Raw genomic sequence first — 15,724 nt, 5'->3', positions numbered from 1 at the left:
GGACGCGGCGTCAGAGAAGGCGCGGCTGACGCTCCACCTGCTGCGGCGATGGCGCCTCCTCGGGCGCGATGGTCGCGAGCGTGCCGTCGGGCAGCGGCCGCTGCAGCGCGCCCGCCTCGTCCCAGCCCGCGGCGAGCCACGTTCGCCAGGCGTCCGCGCCGATCAGGATCACCGGCATCGCCTTGGGATGGACGGCGCCCACCTCGGCGTTCGGCGACGTGGTGAGAAAGGCGTAGAGATCGTCCGTCGTCTCGCCGTCCTTCAGCTTGCGGACCGACGTCCACTGCGGAACCCAGATCCCGGCGAAGGCGGCGGGGCGGCCGTCGGCGACCTCGAACCAGTGGTTCTTCTTCGTCTGGTGGTGCGGCTCGGCGAAGCGGGTGAAGGGGACGAGGCAGCGGCTCCCGACCCCCAGCCAGCGCCGCCAGTGCGGGCTGGCGGTGTTGCGCACGTTGGTCACGCCGCGGTCGGTCTTCTTGCCCTCCAGCGCCATCTTCGGCGAGGGCATCCCCCAGCGCGCGGGGGCCAGCGCCCGGCCCGCCTCGCCGTTCCGCAGGATCGGCGCGGGCTGGTCGGGATAGATCTCCTCCAGCGGACCCTGGTTGCCGAGGTGGTCCGCCGCCTCGAACTCCTCGAACAGGCGGCGCATCTCATCCTGGGTGCGGGTCATCGAGTAGAGGTTGCACATCGCCCTGCCCCTTCGTCCGGCGGCGCCATCAAGGCACCCTCCGGCCGCGATGTCGAGCCGGGGCATGGACATGGACCCGCCTCCGTCGCATCGTCCGCCCGGGAGGACGGGACCATGAGACTGCGCGGCAAGACAGCCTTCGTCACCGCGGCCGGCCAGGGCATCGGCCGCGCCATCGCCGAGGCCTTTGCGGCCGAGGGCGCGGCGGTGACGGCGACCGACGTGAACGCCGACCTGCTGGACGGGCTGGAGGCGACGACCTATCCCCTCGACGTGACCGACCGCGCCGCGCTGCAGGCGGCGGTGCGCGGCGCCTCGCCCGACATCCTCGCCAATTGCGCGGGGATCGTGCACGGGGGCACCGTCCTCGACATCACCGACGAGGCGTTCGACGCCGCGCTGAACCTGAACGTCCGGGCGCAGATGCACGCGATCCAGGCGGCGCTGCCGGCGATGCTGGAGCGGGGGACCGGCTCCATCGTCAACATCGCGTCCGTCGCCTCGACCATCCTCGCCGCGCCGAACCGCTGCCTCTACGGGCTGTCGAAGTCGGCGGTGATCGGGCTGACAAAGTCGGTCGCGGTGGATTTCGTGACGACCGGCGTGCGCTGCAACTGCATCTGCCCGGGCACCGTCGATTCCCCCTCCATGCACGCCCGGCTGCGGGCGACGGGCGACTACGACACGGCGCTCAAGGCCTTCATCGCGCGCCAGCCGATGGGGCGGATCGGCACCCCGCAGGAGGTGGCGGCACTGGCCGTCTACCTCGCCTCGGACGAGAGCGCCTTCACCACCGGACAGGCACACATCATCGACGGAGGCTGGGCAGCGACATGAGCACACCCTTTCCCGACGGCCGGCCCGAGGGCCTCTTCGTGGGCCGCATCTGGCGGCCCGGCATCGGCCCCGCGCTGGTCACGCTGCGCGGCGACGACGTGGTGGACATCACCGGCGCCGCGGCGCCCACCATGAGGGACCTGCTGGAGCTGGACGATCCGGCGGCGTTCGTCGCCGGTGCGGACGGCGAGACGGTCTGCACGCTGGACGCCCTTGCCGACGCTTCGAACGAGGGCGCGGGCGCGGACTCCCTGCGCCTCCTCGCGCCCTGCGACCTGCAGGCGGTGAAGGCCTGCGGCGTGACCTTTGCGGATTCGATGGTCGAGCGCGTCATCGAGGAGCGGGCCGCCGGCGACGCCTCCGCCGCCGAGGCGATCCGGTCGCGGGTGGCCGAAGTGATCGGCGACTCGCTGCGGGGCCTGGTGCCTGGCTCCGAGAAGGCCGCCGAGGTGAAGCGCGTCCTGCAGGCCGAGGGGCTTTGGTCGCCCTACCTCGAGGTCGGGATCGGCCCGGACGCCGAGGTGTTCACCAAGGGCCAGCCGATGAGCGCGGTGGGCTGGGGCGCCGCCGTCGGACTGCACCCCGTCTCGACCTGGAACAATCCGGAGCCCGAGATCGTGCTGGCCGCCGACAGCCGGGGCCGCATCCTCGGCGCCACCCTCGGGAACGACGTCAACCTGCGCGACGTCGAGGGGCGCTCCGCCCTCCTCCTCGGCAAGGCGAAGGACAACAACGCCTCCGGCGCGATCGGACCGTTCCTGCGCCTGTTCGACGGCGACTGGGGGCTGGACGACGTGCGGCGCGCCGAACTGACGCTGCGGGTCGAGGGCGAGGACGGTTTCGTCCTCGACGGCCGCTCGTCGATGAGCCGGATCAGCCGCGACCCGGCGGACCTGATTACCCAGGCGATCGGGCGGCATCACCAGTATCCGGACGGCCTCGTCCTGTTCCTCGGCACGCTCTTCGCGCCGGTGCAGGACCGGGACGCGCCGGGCCAGGGCTTCACCCACAAGGTCGGCGACGTGGTGCGAATCCGCGAGGCGTCGCTGGGCGAACTCAGCAACGTGGTGCGGCTGTCGACCGAAGCGCCGGAATGGACGTTCGGCGCCGGCGCGCTGATGCGCAACCTCGCGGGGCGCGGCCTCCTGGCCTGACTTGCGGGGGGTGCGCGGGTCTGTCAGGGGCGGCGCATGAAGCAGGTCCTGTGCATCCGGTGGGGCACCAAGTACGGCGCCGAGTACGTGAACCGCCTCTACGGCATGGTCGCGCGCCACCTGACGCCGCCCTTCTCGTTCCACTGCGTGACGGACGACACGGGCGGCCTGCGGCCGGAGATCGAGGTGATCCCGCTGCCGCCCCTCGGCTGCGAGATGCCGAGGAACACGCCCGGCATCTGGGGCAAGTCGCGCCTCTGGGCGGAGGAGCTCGGCGGCCTGTCGGGGCCGGTCCTGTTCCTCGACCTCGACCTCGTCGTGACCGGCTCGCTGGACGCCTTCTTCGAGGTGGGCGCGCCGGACGACGTGATCCTCGCCCGCAACCCCAATACCCCGTTCGAGAAGCTGGGCCAGACCTCGATCTTCCGCTTTCCGATCGGCAAGCTGGCGCCCCTGCGGGCCGCCTTCCTCGCCGACCCGCAGGGCACCGCCGACCGCTATCGGTGGGAGCAGCGCTACGTGACCCGCACCGCGCCGGGCGGCGTGTCGTTCTGGCCGAAGGGCTGGGTCGCGCACTTCCGCCACCACCTGGTGCCGCCGTTCCCGGTGAACCTGATGCGCCCGCCCCGCCTGCCCGCCGCCACCCGCGTCGTGATCTTCCCCGGCGGCCTCAATCCGCCCGACGCGCTGGCCGGACGGTGGAACGGGGACGGGCCGGTGCGCGGCGCCCTCGCCCATGTCGCGGCAGGCCTGCGCGGCGAGCGGACCGAACGGCTCGACAAGCATCTGCGCCACTACGTCCGCCCGACCCCCTGGATCGCCGAGCACTGGCGCGAGTGATTGCGCCCGCCCGCACCGCCGGTCAGGATGCCGGGATGGAGCGGATCGACGCGCATCAGCACTTCTGGCACCCCGCGCGCGGCGACTACGGCTGGCTGCCGCCGGACGATCCCGTGCTGTCGCGACCCTACGGACCGACGGACCTGGCGCCGCTGCTGCAGGCCGCCGGGATCGACCGGACCGTGCTGGTGCAGGCCGCGCCCACGGTGGCCGAGACGGAGTACCTCCTTGGCATCGCCGACGCGACGCCGTGGGTCGCGGGCGTGGTCGGCTGGGTGGACCTGGAGGGCGACCTGAGCGACCTGCACCGGCTCGCGCCGCACCCGAAGCTCGTCGGCATCCGGCCGATGATCCAGGACATTCCCGACCGGGACTGGATGCTGCGGCCAGACGTGCGGCGCGGGATCGAGGCGGTCGCCGAGGCTGATCTCGCCTTCGACGCACTGGGATTTCCGATCCATATCGTCAACTTCCTGATCATTCTTCGCGCTACGCCCGAACTGCACTGCGTCCTTGACCACGGCCTGAAGCCGCAGATCGCCGCCGGTTCCGGAGGCTTCGACGACTGGGCGGCGGGGATGACCCGACTGGCGGAGCAGACGGACGCGGCCGTGAAGCTGTCGGGCCTCGTCACCGAAGCCGGGCCGGACTGGTCGGTCGAGGACCTGCGCCCCTACGTCGACCACCTGCTGAAGGTGTTCGGCCCCCGGCGGACCATGTGGGGCTCGGACTGGCCCGTGGTCCGCCTGCGCTGCGAGTACGCCGACTGGCTGACGGCGGCCGAGGCGCTGACGTCGCACCTGGACGACCAGGACCGCGCCCGCCTGTTCGGCGGCACGGCGGCAGAGGTCTACCGACTGGAGGAGACGAGATGAACAAGCACCCGCTCGGCCGGACCGGCCTTCAGGTCACGCCCATCTGCTTCGGGGGCTCCGCCCTCGGCGGGATGCCGGGCACCTATGGCTACGACGTGGACGAGGCGCGCGCCCGCGCGACGGTGGAGGCCATCCTCGACGGCCCGGTGAACTTCCTCGACACCTCGCGCAACTACGGCCTCGGCCGCTCGGAAGAGCGGATCGGCGCGGTGATCCGCGACCGCGGCCTGCCGGAGGGGTTCGTGCTGGCCACCAAGCTCGACCGCGACATGGAGACGGGGCGCTTCGACGCGGATCGCGTGCGCCGGTCGCTGGAGGAGAGCCTGACGGCGCTGGGGGTGGAACGGATCGACCTGCTGCACCTGCACGATCCCGAACATGCCCGCGATCTGAACGAGATAACGCGCACGGGTGGCGCGCTGGACGAACTGTTCCGGCTGAAGGAGGAGGGGCTGGCGACGGCCGTCGGCCTCGCCATGGGCCGCCTCGACATCATGGAGCCGCTGGTGCGCGAGCGGCCGTTCGACGTCATCCTGAACCACAACCGCTTCACCCTGCTGAACCGTGCCTCCGAGGCGCTGTTCGACGACGCCCGCGCCCGCGGCATGGCCGTCCTGAACGCCGCGCCCTTCGCCGGCGGCGTCCTCGCCAAGGGCGCCGACCGGATGAAGCGCGTGACCTACCAGGAGGCCAGCGAGGAGGCGCTGAAGCCGGTGCGCCGGATCGAGGAAATCTGCGCCCGCCACGGCATCGACCCCGGCGCCGCCGCGCTGCAGTTCTCGATGCGCGATCCCCGGATCGCCTCGACCGTCATCGGCGTCTCCCGGCCCGAGCGGGTGACGCAGACGCTGGACTGGGCCGCGGCGGAGATCCCGCAGGCGGCGTGGGACGAGCTGCTGGCGCTGCCGGCGTCCGACCGCGACCCCGAGGCGGACCGGGTCTACCGGCCGGGGTGAGGGCGGCGGAGGCCCGGCTTTCAAAAGGAACCCGCCTCGGCCTGAGCCGCCCCGGCCGTCAAGAGACCCCGCCCCGGCCTTGAGCTGCCCCGGCCGTCAAGAGACCCCGCCCCGGCCTTGAGCCGGGGCCCAGACGGGATGGAGCGCCCGGCTCGGCGAGGCCCCGGCCCAGGGCCGGGGCGGCGGTCGCGTGCGGCGGGCCTGACCTACCATCAGCCCCCGGACGCCCCTCCCAAGCACGCCCCTCCCAAGCACGCGCCTCGCCGACCTGCCCGGTTTCCGCTCGCCTCCGCCCCGCCGGCCGGGTTACAGATCCCGGGGACGACGGGGGGAACCGGACGGATGCCGACGATCTACCTGCTGAACGGGCCGAACCTGAACCTCCTCGGCCAGCGGCAGCCCGACATCTACGGCCGCGAGACGCTGGCGGACGTCGAGACGGCCTGCCGGGCGCTGCTGCCGGACGGGTGGGATCTGCGCGCGCTCCAGTCGAACTGGGAGGGCCAGATCGTCGACTGGATCCACGAGGCGCGCGAGACGGCCGCCGGCATCGTCATCAACCCCGGCGCCCTGTCGCACACCTCGATCGCGATCCTCGACGCGCTGAACGCCTTCGACGGCCCGGTGATGGAGGTGCACATCTCCAACATCCACAAGCGTGAGGCCTTCCGGCATCACTCCTACGTCTCCGCCCGCGCCGACGCCGTGATCGCCGGCCTCGGCACGTACGGCTACGAGGCGGCGGTCCGTCGTCTGCTGAGCCTCGCCCGCGCCGACTGACCTCATTTCCCGGAGCCTGCCCGATGGACCTTCCCCGCAACGCCCTCAAGGCCGCCCTTCTGGCGGGCCGCCAGCAGATCGGCCTCTGGAGCACGATCAACGACGTCACCACGGCCGAGATGTATGCCGGGGCCGGCTACGACTGGATCCTCTTCGACACCGAGCATTCCGCCGTCGACACGCTCACCGTCCTGTCGCTCCTGCAGGCCGCCGCCCCCTACCCGGTCTCCACCGTCGTGCGGCCGACCTCGCTGGACGTCGCCGAGATCAAGCGCCTGCTCGACTTCGGCGCGCAGTCGCTGCTGATCCCCTATGTCCAGACCGTCGGGGAAGCCGAGCTGGCGGCGGCGGCCGTGGACTACCCGACCCGAGGCATCCGCGGCGTCGCCGCCAACACCCGCGCCAACCGCTACGGTCAGGTCGCCGACTACGTCGCCCGCGCGCGGGAGGAGATCCTGCTGATGGTGCAGATCGAGACGGTGCAGGCGCTCGACGTACTGGAGGACATCGCGGCGGTGCCGGGAATCGACGCCCTCTTCATCGGGCCCGCCGATCTCGCCGCCAGCATGGGCTACCCGGGCCAGCCGAGCCATCCCGAGGTCCGCAGGACCTGCGCCGAGGCGATGCGCCGGATCCGGGCGGCGGGCAAGCCCGCCGGCTACCTGTCGGCCGACCAGGACGCGGTCGCCGAGATGGTCGAGGCGGGCAGCCTCTTCACCGGCGTCGACATCGACAGCGCGATCCTCGGCCGAGGCGTGCGCGACCGGCTGGCAGGCTGGCGCACGCGCCTCGGCTGACGTCGCAAGACTTGCCGGCCGTCGACCGCCCCTCCCTCTCATCGAGCCATAAATATCCCAGGGGGTCCGGGGGACCGGTCCCCCGGTCGGCCCGCCGCCTGCGGCGGGCCGAACATGGCGTCTACTCCATGCGCCGCCCGTCCGCGTCGAAGAGGTGCAGCGCCGCGCGGTCGGGGGCGAGGCGGATCGTCTCGCCGGGCCGGACGGCGGCCTGACCGGGGAGGACCGTGACGAGCGCCGTGCCGTCCGCCGCCGCGGCATGGACGACCGTCTCGGTCCCCAGCGCCTCGACCAGCCGCACCGTCCCCTCCAGCGCCGCCTCGCCGCCGTCGGCCAGATGCAGGTGCTGCGGCCGGATGCCGACCGTCACCTCTCCTGCCCCGCGGGCGTCGACCTTCAGCCCGCCCGGGAGCTCCGCCACACCGCCCTCCGCCCGGGTGCGGAACAGGTTCATGTTCGGCGCGCCGATGAAGCCGGCGACGAACAGGTTGCCGGGCCGGTTGAAGAGGCCGAGGGGCGTGTCCACCTGCTCCACCCGGCCGGCGCGGAGGACGACGATCCGGTCGGCGAGCGTCATCGCCTCGACCTGGTCGTGGGTGACGTAAATCATCGTGGTGCCGAGGCGGTCGTGCAGCGCCGCCAGTTCCGCGCGCATGGAGACGCGAAGCTCGGCGTCGAGGTTCGACAGCGGCTCGTCCAGCAGGAACGCGAGAGGCTCGCGCACGATGGCGCGGCCGATGGCGACGCGCTGGCGCTGGCCGCCGGACAGCTGCGTCGGCCGCCGCGAGAGCAGCTCGCCGATCTCCAGCATCCGCGCCGCCTCGTCCACGCGGGCGGCGATCTCGGCCTTCGGCATGCGGGTGTTCTCCAGGCCGAAGGAGAGGTTCTGGCGCACCGTCATGTGCGGGTAGAGGGCGTAGGACTGGAACACCATCGCCAGCCCCCGGTCGGCGGCGCTGACGCGGGTGACGTCCCGCCCGTCGATCTCCACCCGGCCCGTCGTCGGCCGGTCGAGGCCGGCGATCAGCCGCAGCAGCGTGGACTTGCCGCAGCCGGACGGCCCGACGAAGACGACCAGCTCGCCGTCCTCGACCGCGAGGTCGACGCCGTGGATCACTTCCGTCCCCGCGAAGCTCCTGGTGATGCCGTGAAGCTGGATCCGTCCCATCTACTTGATCCCCGCTCCCGCGATCCCCGTGGTGATGAAGCGCTGCAGGAACACGAAGACCAGCACCACCGGGATCATCGTCACCACCGTCATCGCCAGGATGTAGTGCCACTGCACGTTGAGCTCACCGGCATAGGTGTTGAGGCCGACCTGCAGGGTGTAGGTCTCGCGCCGGCTGAGCACGATGAGCGGCCACAGGAAATCGTTCCAGCGCCACACGACCGAGAAGATCGCCAGAACCGCCAGCGCCGGCGCGGCCAGCGGCAGGACGATGCGCCAGTAGATCTGCCACTCGCTGGCGTGATCCATCCGCGCCGCCTCGAGCAGCTCGTCGGGAATCGTCAGCATGTACTGGCGCAGGAGAAACACGCCCGTGGGCGTCGCCACCGTGGGCAGGATGACGCCCCAGAGCGAGCCGAGAAGGCCGGTGGCGTTCACGACCGAGTACAGCGGCACGAGGATCACCGACAGCGGCACCATCAGCGTGGCCACGATCAGCAGCATCACCGCGTCGCGGCCGCGGAAGCGGTACTTGGACAGCGCGAAGGCGGCCATGGAATTGGTGACCAGCGTGATCAGCGTCGCCATCACGGTGACGAAGACAGAGTTCCAGAGGTAGCGCAGGAAGTCGTTCGCCACGAGCGGCGCGACGTAGTTGTCCGCCGCGATGCCGAGACGGCGGAGCGGCTCCCGGTCGGCGATGTTCACGTTCAGCCGCTCGTCCGGGGCGGCGGGGTCGATCATCTGGGCGTTCGTCCCGACGCGGCGGATCTCGGCCAGGACGCGGGTCTCGCCGTCCTCGGCGGTGGCGCGGTAGAGCGGGAGGGGGGCGTCGTAGCCCTCCACCTGAGCCGTCTCCTGCACGTAGGGCAGCAGCGTCGGCGGGAACTCCGCCAGCTGGGCGGGGCCTTTCAGCGAGGACGAGACGAGCCAGAGCGCCGGGCCGAACATCAGGACCGTGCCGCCGATCAGCCAGACCCAGGTGACGACGTCGGTCCAGTGCCAGCCACGGCCGGCGCCGGTGCGGCCGCGGCGGGCGAGGAGGAAGGTCAGGCGGTTCATCGGGCGGAGCCCACGGCGCGGCACGACGCTGCGCCGGCAGGCAGCGCGGCCCGGCGAATTGCTGGCGACCTCGCCCCGGGCCTGACCCGGAGCCCCGCCGGGCCGTGCGCCGTCACTCTGACCTCCGCGAGGCCCCGGCTCGGGGCCGGGGCGGGTGGAGACGAGCGGCGGATGGAGCCCCCCGCCCCGGGCCTGACCCGGGACCTCGCCGAACGAGGCGCGACCCCTCCCGTCCCCGCATGGCCCCGGCTCACGGCCGGGGCGCGAAGCGCCGGCGCCGATGATCCGGGAACACCCGCCCCGGGCTCGACCCGGGGCCTCGCGCGGCTGTTGGCCGTCTCTCTGACCTCCGCGAGGCCCCGGCTCGCGACCGGTGGAGACGAGCGGCGGACGGAGCTCCCCGCCCCGGGCCTGACCCGGGGCCCCGGGAGGCTGGGCGCAGGCGCCCCGATCGGCGCGAGGCCCCGGCTCGCGGCCGGGGCGGGAAGCGCTCCGATCATCGCGTCCCCCTCCCCTCGGCCCGGCGGCTCAGCCACAGCTGCGCCAGCATCAGCACCACCAGCCCCATCAGGATCGACGCCGCCGCCGCCAGTCCCGGGTTGCGCAGGACCGACGCGAATCCGGTCTCGTAGATGTACTGCGTGAGGAACATCGTCGACGTGCCGGGCCCGCCGGCTCGCGGCCGGTGGAGACGAGCGGCGGACGGAGCTCCCCGCCCCGGGCCTGACCCGGGGCCCCGCGAGGCTGGGCGCAGGCGCCCCGATCGACGCGGGGCCCCGGCTCGCGGCCGGGGCGCGGAGCGCTGCGATCATCGCACTCCCCTCCCCTCGGCCCGGCGGCTCAGCCACAGCTGCGCCAGCGTCAGCACCACCAGAACCAGACCCATCAGGATCGACGCCGCCGCCGCCAGTCCCGGGTTGCGCAGGACCGACGCGAAACCGGTCTCGTAGATGTACTGCGTCAGGAACATCGTCGACGTGCCGGGCCCGCCGCCGGTCAGCACGTAGACCTCGTCGAAGATCTGCACCCCCCGGATCAGCGCCAGCACCAGCACCACGGCGAGGTTCGGCATCAGCAGCGGCAGCGTGATCCGCCGGAAGACCCGCGCCGGGCCGGTCCCGTCCATCTGAGCGGCCTCGTAGAGGTCCTTCGGGATCGCCTGCAGCCCGGCCAGCAGGATCAGCGTGTAGAACCCCATGTGCGCCCAGACCGACACGCCGATGGCGGCGCCGAAGGCGTAGGTGCGGTCGTTCAGCCAGACCTCGGGTTCCAGCCCGAGGTTCACCATGATGAGGTTGAGGAGGCCCTGCCGCTGGAGAATCCAGCGCCAGATCAGGCCGACGACAACCGGCGACAGCAGCACCGGGAAGAAGAACACGGCGCGAAAGAACCCCCGGCCGCGGATCTCGCGGTTCAGGATCAGCGCGGTGATCAGCGAGACGACGACCATCGTCGTCACCTGCAGGACGACGAACACGCCGGTGTTGCGGGCGGCGGTCCAGAACTGGTCCTCGCGGCAGGTGATGGGGCGCGCGTAATCCTGGCACTCCAGAAGGCGCGCGTACTGCTGGCCGCCGACGTACGTCCGGTCCGCCAGCAGGATGTCGGTCCCCGCGGTGGTCGAGTAGACGACGTTCAGCGCCAGCGGCACCAGCACGAACACGCCGAAGATCGCCATGTTCGGCAGCAGGAACGCGGCCGCCATGCCGCCCTGCCCCGTCCGCCTCTGCAGCGCGCGCATCGGCACGTCCACGAGGCGGGCGAGGAGGACGAGCGGCGCCGCGAGGACGGCGCCGGTCCTGTGCCTGATCGTGCCCACGCGTCCTTACTGCGAGGCGTTCTCGACGGCGTCGGCTATGTCCCGGTCCATCAGGCCCCGAGCCTCGTCGAGGGTGATCTCGCCGGCCATGACCTGGCTGACGCGGGTCACCAGCGCGCCGTAATAGGCGTTGGCCCATTTCCACGCCGGCAGCGCGTCGGCCATCGGCAGCGTCTCGCCCGAGGCCTGCACGAACCGGTCGAGCGCCGGCGGCACGTTCGGGTCCTCGGACTGGAAGGTCAGGCCCCCGGCCTCCACGATCCCCGCATGGGCAGGCAGGAACAGCGTCCGCTCGGAGAATTCGCGGACGATCTCCTCGCTTGCCAGCCAGTCCATCAGGCGCGCCACCTCCTCGGGGTGTTCGGTATACCTGATGGCCACGAGCCCCGCGCCGCCCGCCAGACCGGAGCAGCCCTCCGTCCCGCAGGGAGAGCCGATGGCGACCCAGTCGAACGCGTCGCCGATCTTCGTCGACAGGTTCGCCACCTGCCACGAGCCCGAATAGAGGAGCGGGATCTGCGCGTTGATGAAGTCGTCCGCGCCCGAGCGGTAGGTCGTCCCCGCCGCCGAGACCCAGACCTCGGGCAGCATCAGGCCCGCGTCCGTCCACTCCACCAGCTTCGTCAGGAACGCCATCGTGCCGTCGTCGATCGGCGCGGGCATGCCGTCCTCGCCGATGTAGTTTCCGCCGTAGGAGGCGATGGGGCCCGAGATGCGGTGGCCGGTGCGGTCGATGGCGAAGGCGGCGGCGGTGCCCTGGCTCTCCATCACCTCGGCGCTGGCGGCCACCCACTCGTCCCAGGTCGCGCCCTCTCCCGGCAGATCCACGCCCGCCTGCTCGAACAGGGTGGCGTTGGCGAAGCCGCCGACCATCGTCAGCTGGGTCAGGAATCCCGGAATCGCGTCCGACCCGTCGGGCCGCATCCAGTCGAGGCGGTTGCCGAAGTTCTCCTGCCAGTAGGCGACCTGTTCGTCCGTCAGATAGGGGCGCAGGTCCAGCCAGTGCTGGGCGTCCGACTTCAACGTCGAGGCGACGCGGGCGACGTCCGGGCCCTGCCCGCTCGCCAGCTGGATCGGCAGCTGCTCCTGGACGACCTGGTAGGCGACGTTGTCCAGGACGACGTCGATATCGGGATTCTCCTCCTCGAACCGCTCCAGCAGATCGGCCATCACCTCGCCCTCGACGCCGTCGGAGTACCACAGCATCCGCAGCTCCACCGGGTCCTGCGCGAGGGCCGCGCCGCCCAGCACGGCGGTCAGCGCCGCCAGCGAGATCGTCTTCCTCATGTCCATCCTCCCTTGGTGTCCTGCCTGTTCTTCAGCGGGCCGCGGGACAGGATCACCCGCCAGCCCGTCATCGTGAATCCCCGGGTCGATGACCCGCCCCTCCGCGCGGACGGTCCCGTCGTCGCGGAATGGGACGCACCCGTCATCGGGTGCGCCCGGGTCGATGCTATCGCCCCCTTCCCGCGGACGCAGCCCCCGATCCGCCGCGGCGCACCGGGCGCGCATCCGGCAGACCGCATCCCCCCTCTCATCGAGCCATAAATATCCCCAGGGGGAGTCCGGCGCCAGCCGGACGGGGGCGGGACGCCCCCCGCGCGAAGGACAATGCGCCGCCAGGCGCGCCGCCGGATCGCCGGCTCAACCCGCGCCCGCGACCGCGTGGCCGATGCGGCGGGCATGGCAGTCCGAGCGGCCGGCCTCCTCGATCTCCAGCGTCGAGTGGCCGATGCCGAACCGCTCCTGCAGCCGCGCCTTCAGCGCCGCCTTCACCTCCTCGATCCGGTCCAGCGCGCCGCCCTCCACGACCACGTGGCAGTCGAGCGCGGCCTCGTTCTCCTGCATCTGCCACAGGTGCACGTGATGGATGTCCTCCACACCGTCCACCGCCAGCATCTCGTCGATGACCGCGGCGCAGTCCATCTCCGGCGGGCTGCCCAGCATCAGCGTGCGGACCGGCCCGCCGATCTCGCGCAGCGCCAGCCACAGGATGTAGCCGGCGATGCCGATGGTGACGATCGGGTCGATCAGCCGCCAGTCGTAGAGCAGGATCAGCGTGCCGCCCACGACCACCGCGACGGAGCCCAGCGCGTCCGAGAGGTTGTGCAGGAACAGCGCGCGCATGTTGGTGCTGCCCTTCTGCATCGACCAGGTCAGCGCCGCCGTCAGCGCGTCCACCACCAGCGCGATGATGCCCACGACGACCACGGTCCAGCCCGCCACCTCGGGCGGGTCGATCATCCGCATCGCGCCCTCGTAGATCAGGTAGACCCCGACCAGGATCAGCGTGGTGTAGTTGATCAGCGCCGCCACCACCTCGATCCGGCCGTAGCCGAAGGTCATCCGCGCGTCCGCCGGCCGCCGCGCGATCTTGCGGGCGATGAAGGCGATCAGCAGCGACGCCATGTCCGAGAAGTTGTGCAGCGCGTCGGCCACCAGCGCGAGGCTGCCGGCGAAGATCCCGCCCACGATCTGCGCCACGGTCAGCAGCGCGTTCGCCCAGATCGCGATGGAGACGCGCCGGTCGCCGCTCGACGGGTCGAGGTGCGCGTGAGCGTGCCCGGCATGGCCGCCGCCGTGACCGTGGCTCCCGTCGTGGTCGTGTCCGTGTTCGTGCGCCATCGCCGCTCCTCGGGCGGGGTTGCCTTTCCCCGCGCCCTCTCGTCTGTTCGCCCGCAAGCTAGGCTCCGGTCGGGGCAGCGGCAACCGGAGGGGAGGACGGGCATGGACATCGTACGCTGGGGGATCATCGGGCCGGGGTCGATCGCGGCGAACTTCGCCAAGGGGCTGGCCGAGAGCGACAGCGGCACGCTCGCCGCCATCGCCAGCCGCGACGCCGGCCGGCGGGCGTCCTTCGGCGACCGCTTCGGCGTGCCCGAGGCGAACCGCTTCGACAGCTACGAGGCGCTGTGCGCCAGCGACGCCGTCGACGCCATCCACATCGCGACGCCGCACCCGTTCCATGCCGGCCCGGCGCTCATGGCAATCCGCGCCGGCAAGCACGTCTCGGTCGAGAAGCCCGCGGGCCTGAACGCGGCGGAAGTCACCGCTCTGGTGGAGGCCGCCGCACAGCAAGGCGTCTTCTTCATGGAGGCCTTCATGTACCTCTCCCACCCGCAGATCGCGCGGGCGGTGGAGATCATCCGCGCGGGCGAGATCGGAATCGTGCGGCACGTCCGGGCCGTCTTCGGCTTCTTGGCGCCGTTCAACGCCGCGTCGCGTCTCTACGACCCGCAGCTCGCGGGCGGCGGCATTCTCGACGTCGGCGGCTATCCGGTCTCGGCCGCGCGCCTCTTCGCCGGGGCGACGGACGGTCGGTTTGCCGATCCGGTGGTGGTGAAGGGCACCGGCCTGATCGGGCAGAGCGGCGTCGACGAGGTGGCCTACGGAACGCTCCGTTTCGCGAATGGCGTCACGGCCGAGGTCGCCTGCGCCGTGGCGCGAAACATGGAGAACACGATCCGCGTCGAAGGCGACAAGGGGCACATCGTCCTGCCGACCCCCTGGGTGCCGGGCCGCGAGGCAGGCCCCTCCGACACCGTGATCGAGGTCACCGTCGGCGGCGAGACCCGCCGCGAGGACGTACCGGACCCCCGCATGCTCTTCGCCTTCGAGGCGGAGGCGGCCTCCCGCGCGATCCTGGACGGCCGGCCCGGCCTCTCCTTCCCCGCGATGGACCCCGCCGCCAGCATCGGCAACAACGCCGCGCTCGACCGCTGGCGGGCCGAGGTCGGCTACGCCACCTTCGCCGAGGCGCCGGGCGTCGTGCGCACGCTGAAGGGCACACTGCCCGCCGTCCTGCCGCCGATGCCGACCGTGGACGTGCCCGGCGTGCCGAACCCCGTCAGCCGCCTCGTCCTCGGCTGCGACAACCGCGACACGCCGGCCGAAGGCGCCATCGTCTGGGACGCCTGGATTGAGGCGGGCGGCACCACCTTCGACACCGCCTTCGTCTACGGCGCCGGCCGGCACGAGGCGGTGCTGGGACAGTGGATCGCCAGCCGCGGCGTCGCGGACCGGATCAACGTCATCGGCAAGGGCGCGCATTCGCCCTACTGCCTGCCGCAGGCGATCGGCCCTCAGCTGGACGCCTCGCTCGGCCGCCTCGGCCTGAACGGCGTACCGATCTACATCATGCACCGCGACAACCCCGACATCCCCGTGGGCGAGTTCGTGGACGCCATCGACGCCGAGAGGCAGGCCGGGCGCATCGGCATCTGGGGCGGCTCCAACTGGCAGCCCGAGCGCTTCGCGGAAGCCGTGGAATGGGCCGAGGCGCACGGCAAGGAGCCGCCGCGCATCCTCAACAACAACCTCTCCCTCGCGGTGATGGAGAAGCCGGTCTGGCCCGGCTGCGTGACGTCCAACACGCCAGAGATGCTGGACTACCTCCGCCGGACCGGGACGATGCATCTCAGCTGGTCGAGCCAGGCCCGCGGCTACTTCCTGCCGGCCGAGCTGCGCGACCGCCTGCCCGAGGATACGCGGCCCGAAACCTGCTACGGCAGCGACGCCAACGCCGAGCGGCGGCGCCGGGCCGAGACGCTCGCGGCCGAGCGGGGCGTCTCCGCCCACAACGTCGCGACGGCCTGGGTGCTGGCGCAGTCCTTCCCGTCCTTCGCGCTGATCGGGCCGCGCAGTCCCGGCGAGATTGCCTCGACCCTGCCGGGCCTCACGCTGGACCTGTCGCCCGAGGAGGCCGCGTGGCTGAACCTCGAGCGGGACGACCGGCCGGCCGCCTGACC

15 protein-coding genes are annotated in these 15,724 nt (G+C 72.0%); 8 read left to right on the top strand and 7 right to left on the bottom strand.

Annotated elements, in window-relative coordinates:
• Positions 1-10: 10 nt before the first annotated feature.
• A complete protein-coding gene (locus A37W_RS20705) occupies positions 11-688 on the bottom strand; it encodes an SOS response-associated peptidase (protein WP_018301301.1) in 678 nt (225 codons plus the stop codon).
• A gap of 114 nt (positions 689-802) precedes the next feature.
• Here A37W_RS20705 and A37W_RS0101715 point away from each other — a divergent pair, with 114 nt between their 5' ends.
• The 7 genes from A37W_RS0101715 (at position 803) to A37W_RS0101685 (ending at position 6,927) form a co-directional block, all read left to right on the top strand.
• Positions 803-1,525, top strand: coding sequence for an SDR family oxidoreductase (locus A37W_RS0101715; protein WP_018301300.1), 723 nt, complete (start codon positions 803-805; stop codon positions 1,523-1,525).
• On the top strand, positions 1,522-2,679 hold the full coding sequence (locus A37W_RS0101710) for a fumarylacetoacetate hydrolase family protein (RefSeq protein ID WP_018301299.1): 1,158 nt from the start codon (positions 1,522-1,524) through the stop codon (positions 2,677-2,679). The genes A37W_RS0101715 and A37W_RS0101710 overlap by 4 nt, the downstream gene beginning before the upstream one ends.
• Before the next feature lie 36 nt (positions 2,680-2,715).
• Positions 2,716-3,519 carry a hypothetical protein gene (locus tag A37W_RS0101705; RefSeq protein ID WP_018301298.1) on the top strand — a complete coding sequence of 268 codons (804 nt, stop codon included), beginning with the start codon at positions 2,716-2,718 and terminating at the stop codon, positions 3,517-3,519.
• A complete protein-coding gene (locus A37W_RS0101700) occupies positions 3,516-4,394 on the top strand; it encodes an amidohydrolase family protein (protein WP_229666010.1) in 879 nt (292 codons plus the stop codon). Before A37W_RS0101705 ends, A37W_RS0101700 begins: the two co-directional genes overlap by 4 nt.
• Complete coding sequence (locus A37W_RS0101695; protein WP_018301296.1) at positions 4,391-5,350, top strand: aldo/keto reductase; 960 nt, start codon at positions 4,391-4,393, stop codon at positions 5,348-5,350. The genes A37W_RS0101700 and A37W_RS0101695 overlap by 4 nt, the downstream gene beginning before the upstream one ends.
• Before the next feature lie 342 nt (positions 5,351-5,692).
• Positions 5,693-6,130, top strand: a complete 438-nt coding sequence (gene aroQ / locus A37W_RS0101690) for a type II 3-dehydroquinate dehydratase (protein ID WP_018301295.1) — start codon at positions 5,693-5,695, stop codon at positions 6,128-6,130.
• Positions 6,131-6,153: 23 nt separating this feature from the next.
• Positions 6,154-6,927, top strand: a complete 774-nt coding sequence (locus tag A37W_RS0101685) for an HpcH/HpaI aldolase family protein (RefSeq protein ID WP_018301294.1) — start codon at positions 6,154-6,156, stop codon at positions 6,925-6,927.
• A 121-nt stretch (positions 6,928-7,048) separates the two neighbouring features.
• Here the strand turns inward: A37W_RS0101685 and A37W_RS0101680 are convergent, their stop codons facing one another.
• From A37W_RS0101680 to A37W_RS0101655, 6 genes are all read right to left on the bottom strand, one after another.
• Complete coding sequence (locus A37W_RS0101680; protein ID WP_018301293.1) at positions 7,049-8,095, bottom strand: ABC transporter ATP-binding protein; 1,047 nt, start codon at positions 8,093-8,095, stop codon at positions 7,049-7,051.
• On the bottom strand, positions 8,096-9,157 hold the full coding sequence (locus tag A37W_RS0101675) for a carbohydrate ABC transporter permease (protein ID WP_018301292.1): 1,062 nt from the start codon (positions 9,155-9,157) through the stop codon (positions 8,096-8,098).
• 496 nt (positions 9,158-9,653) lie between these two features.
• A complete protein-coding gene (locus A37W_RS23625; RefSeq protein ID WP_018301291.1) occupies positions 9,654-9,809 on the bottom strand; it encodes a hypothetical protein in 156 nt (51 codons plus the stop codon).
• A gap of 156 nt (positions 9,810-9,965) precedes the next feature.
• On the bottom strand, positions 9,966-10,976 hold the full coding sequence (locus A37W_RS0101665) for a carbohydrate ABC transporter permease (RefSeq protein WP_018301290.1): 1,011 nt from the start codon (positions 10,974-10,976) through the stop codon (positions 9,966-9,968).
• 6 nt (positions 10,977-10,982) lie between these two features.
• Entirely contained in the window at positions 10,983-12,263 is a 1,281-nt protein-coding gene (locus A37W_RS0101660; protein WP_026198232.1) for an ABC transporter substrate-binding protein, read from the bottom strand.
• A gap of 357 nt (positions 12,264-12,620) precedes the next feature.
• On the bottom strand, positions 12,621-13,601 hold the full coding sequence (locus A37W_RS0101655) for a cation diffusion facilitator family transporter (protein WP_018301288.1): 981 nt from the start codon (positions 13,599-13,601) through the stop codon (positions 12,621-12,623).
• A 102-nt stretch (positions 13,602-13,703) separates the two neighbouring features.
• Between A37W_RS0101655 and A37W_RS0101650 the strand changes: the two genes are divergently transcribed.
• Positions 13,704-15,722, top strand: a complete 2,019-nt coding sequence (locus tag A37W_RS0101650) for an aldo/keto reductase (RefSeq protein ID WP_018301287.1) — start codon at positions 13,704-13,706, stop codon at positions 15,720-15,722.
• Positions 15,723-15,724 lie beyond the last annotated feature (2 nt).

Origin of the sequence: Wenxinia marina DSM 24838, from assembly GCF_000379485.1 — a bacterium.
Lineage (GTDB): Bacteria > Pseudomonadota > Alphaproteobacteria > Rhodobacterales > Rhodobacteraceae > Wenxinia > Wenxinia marina.
Note: the sequence above shows the minus strand (reverse complement) of the source record. Positions and strands in the feature narration are given on the sequence as shown.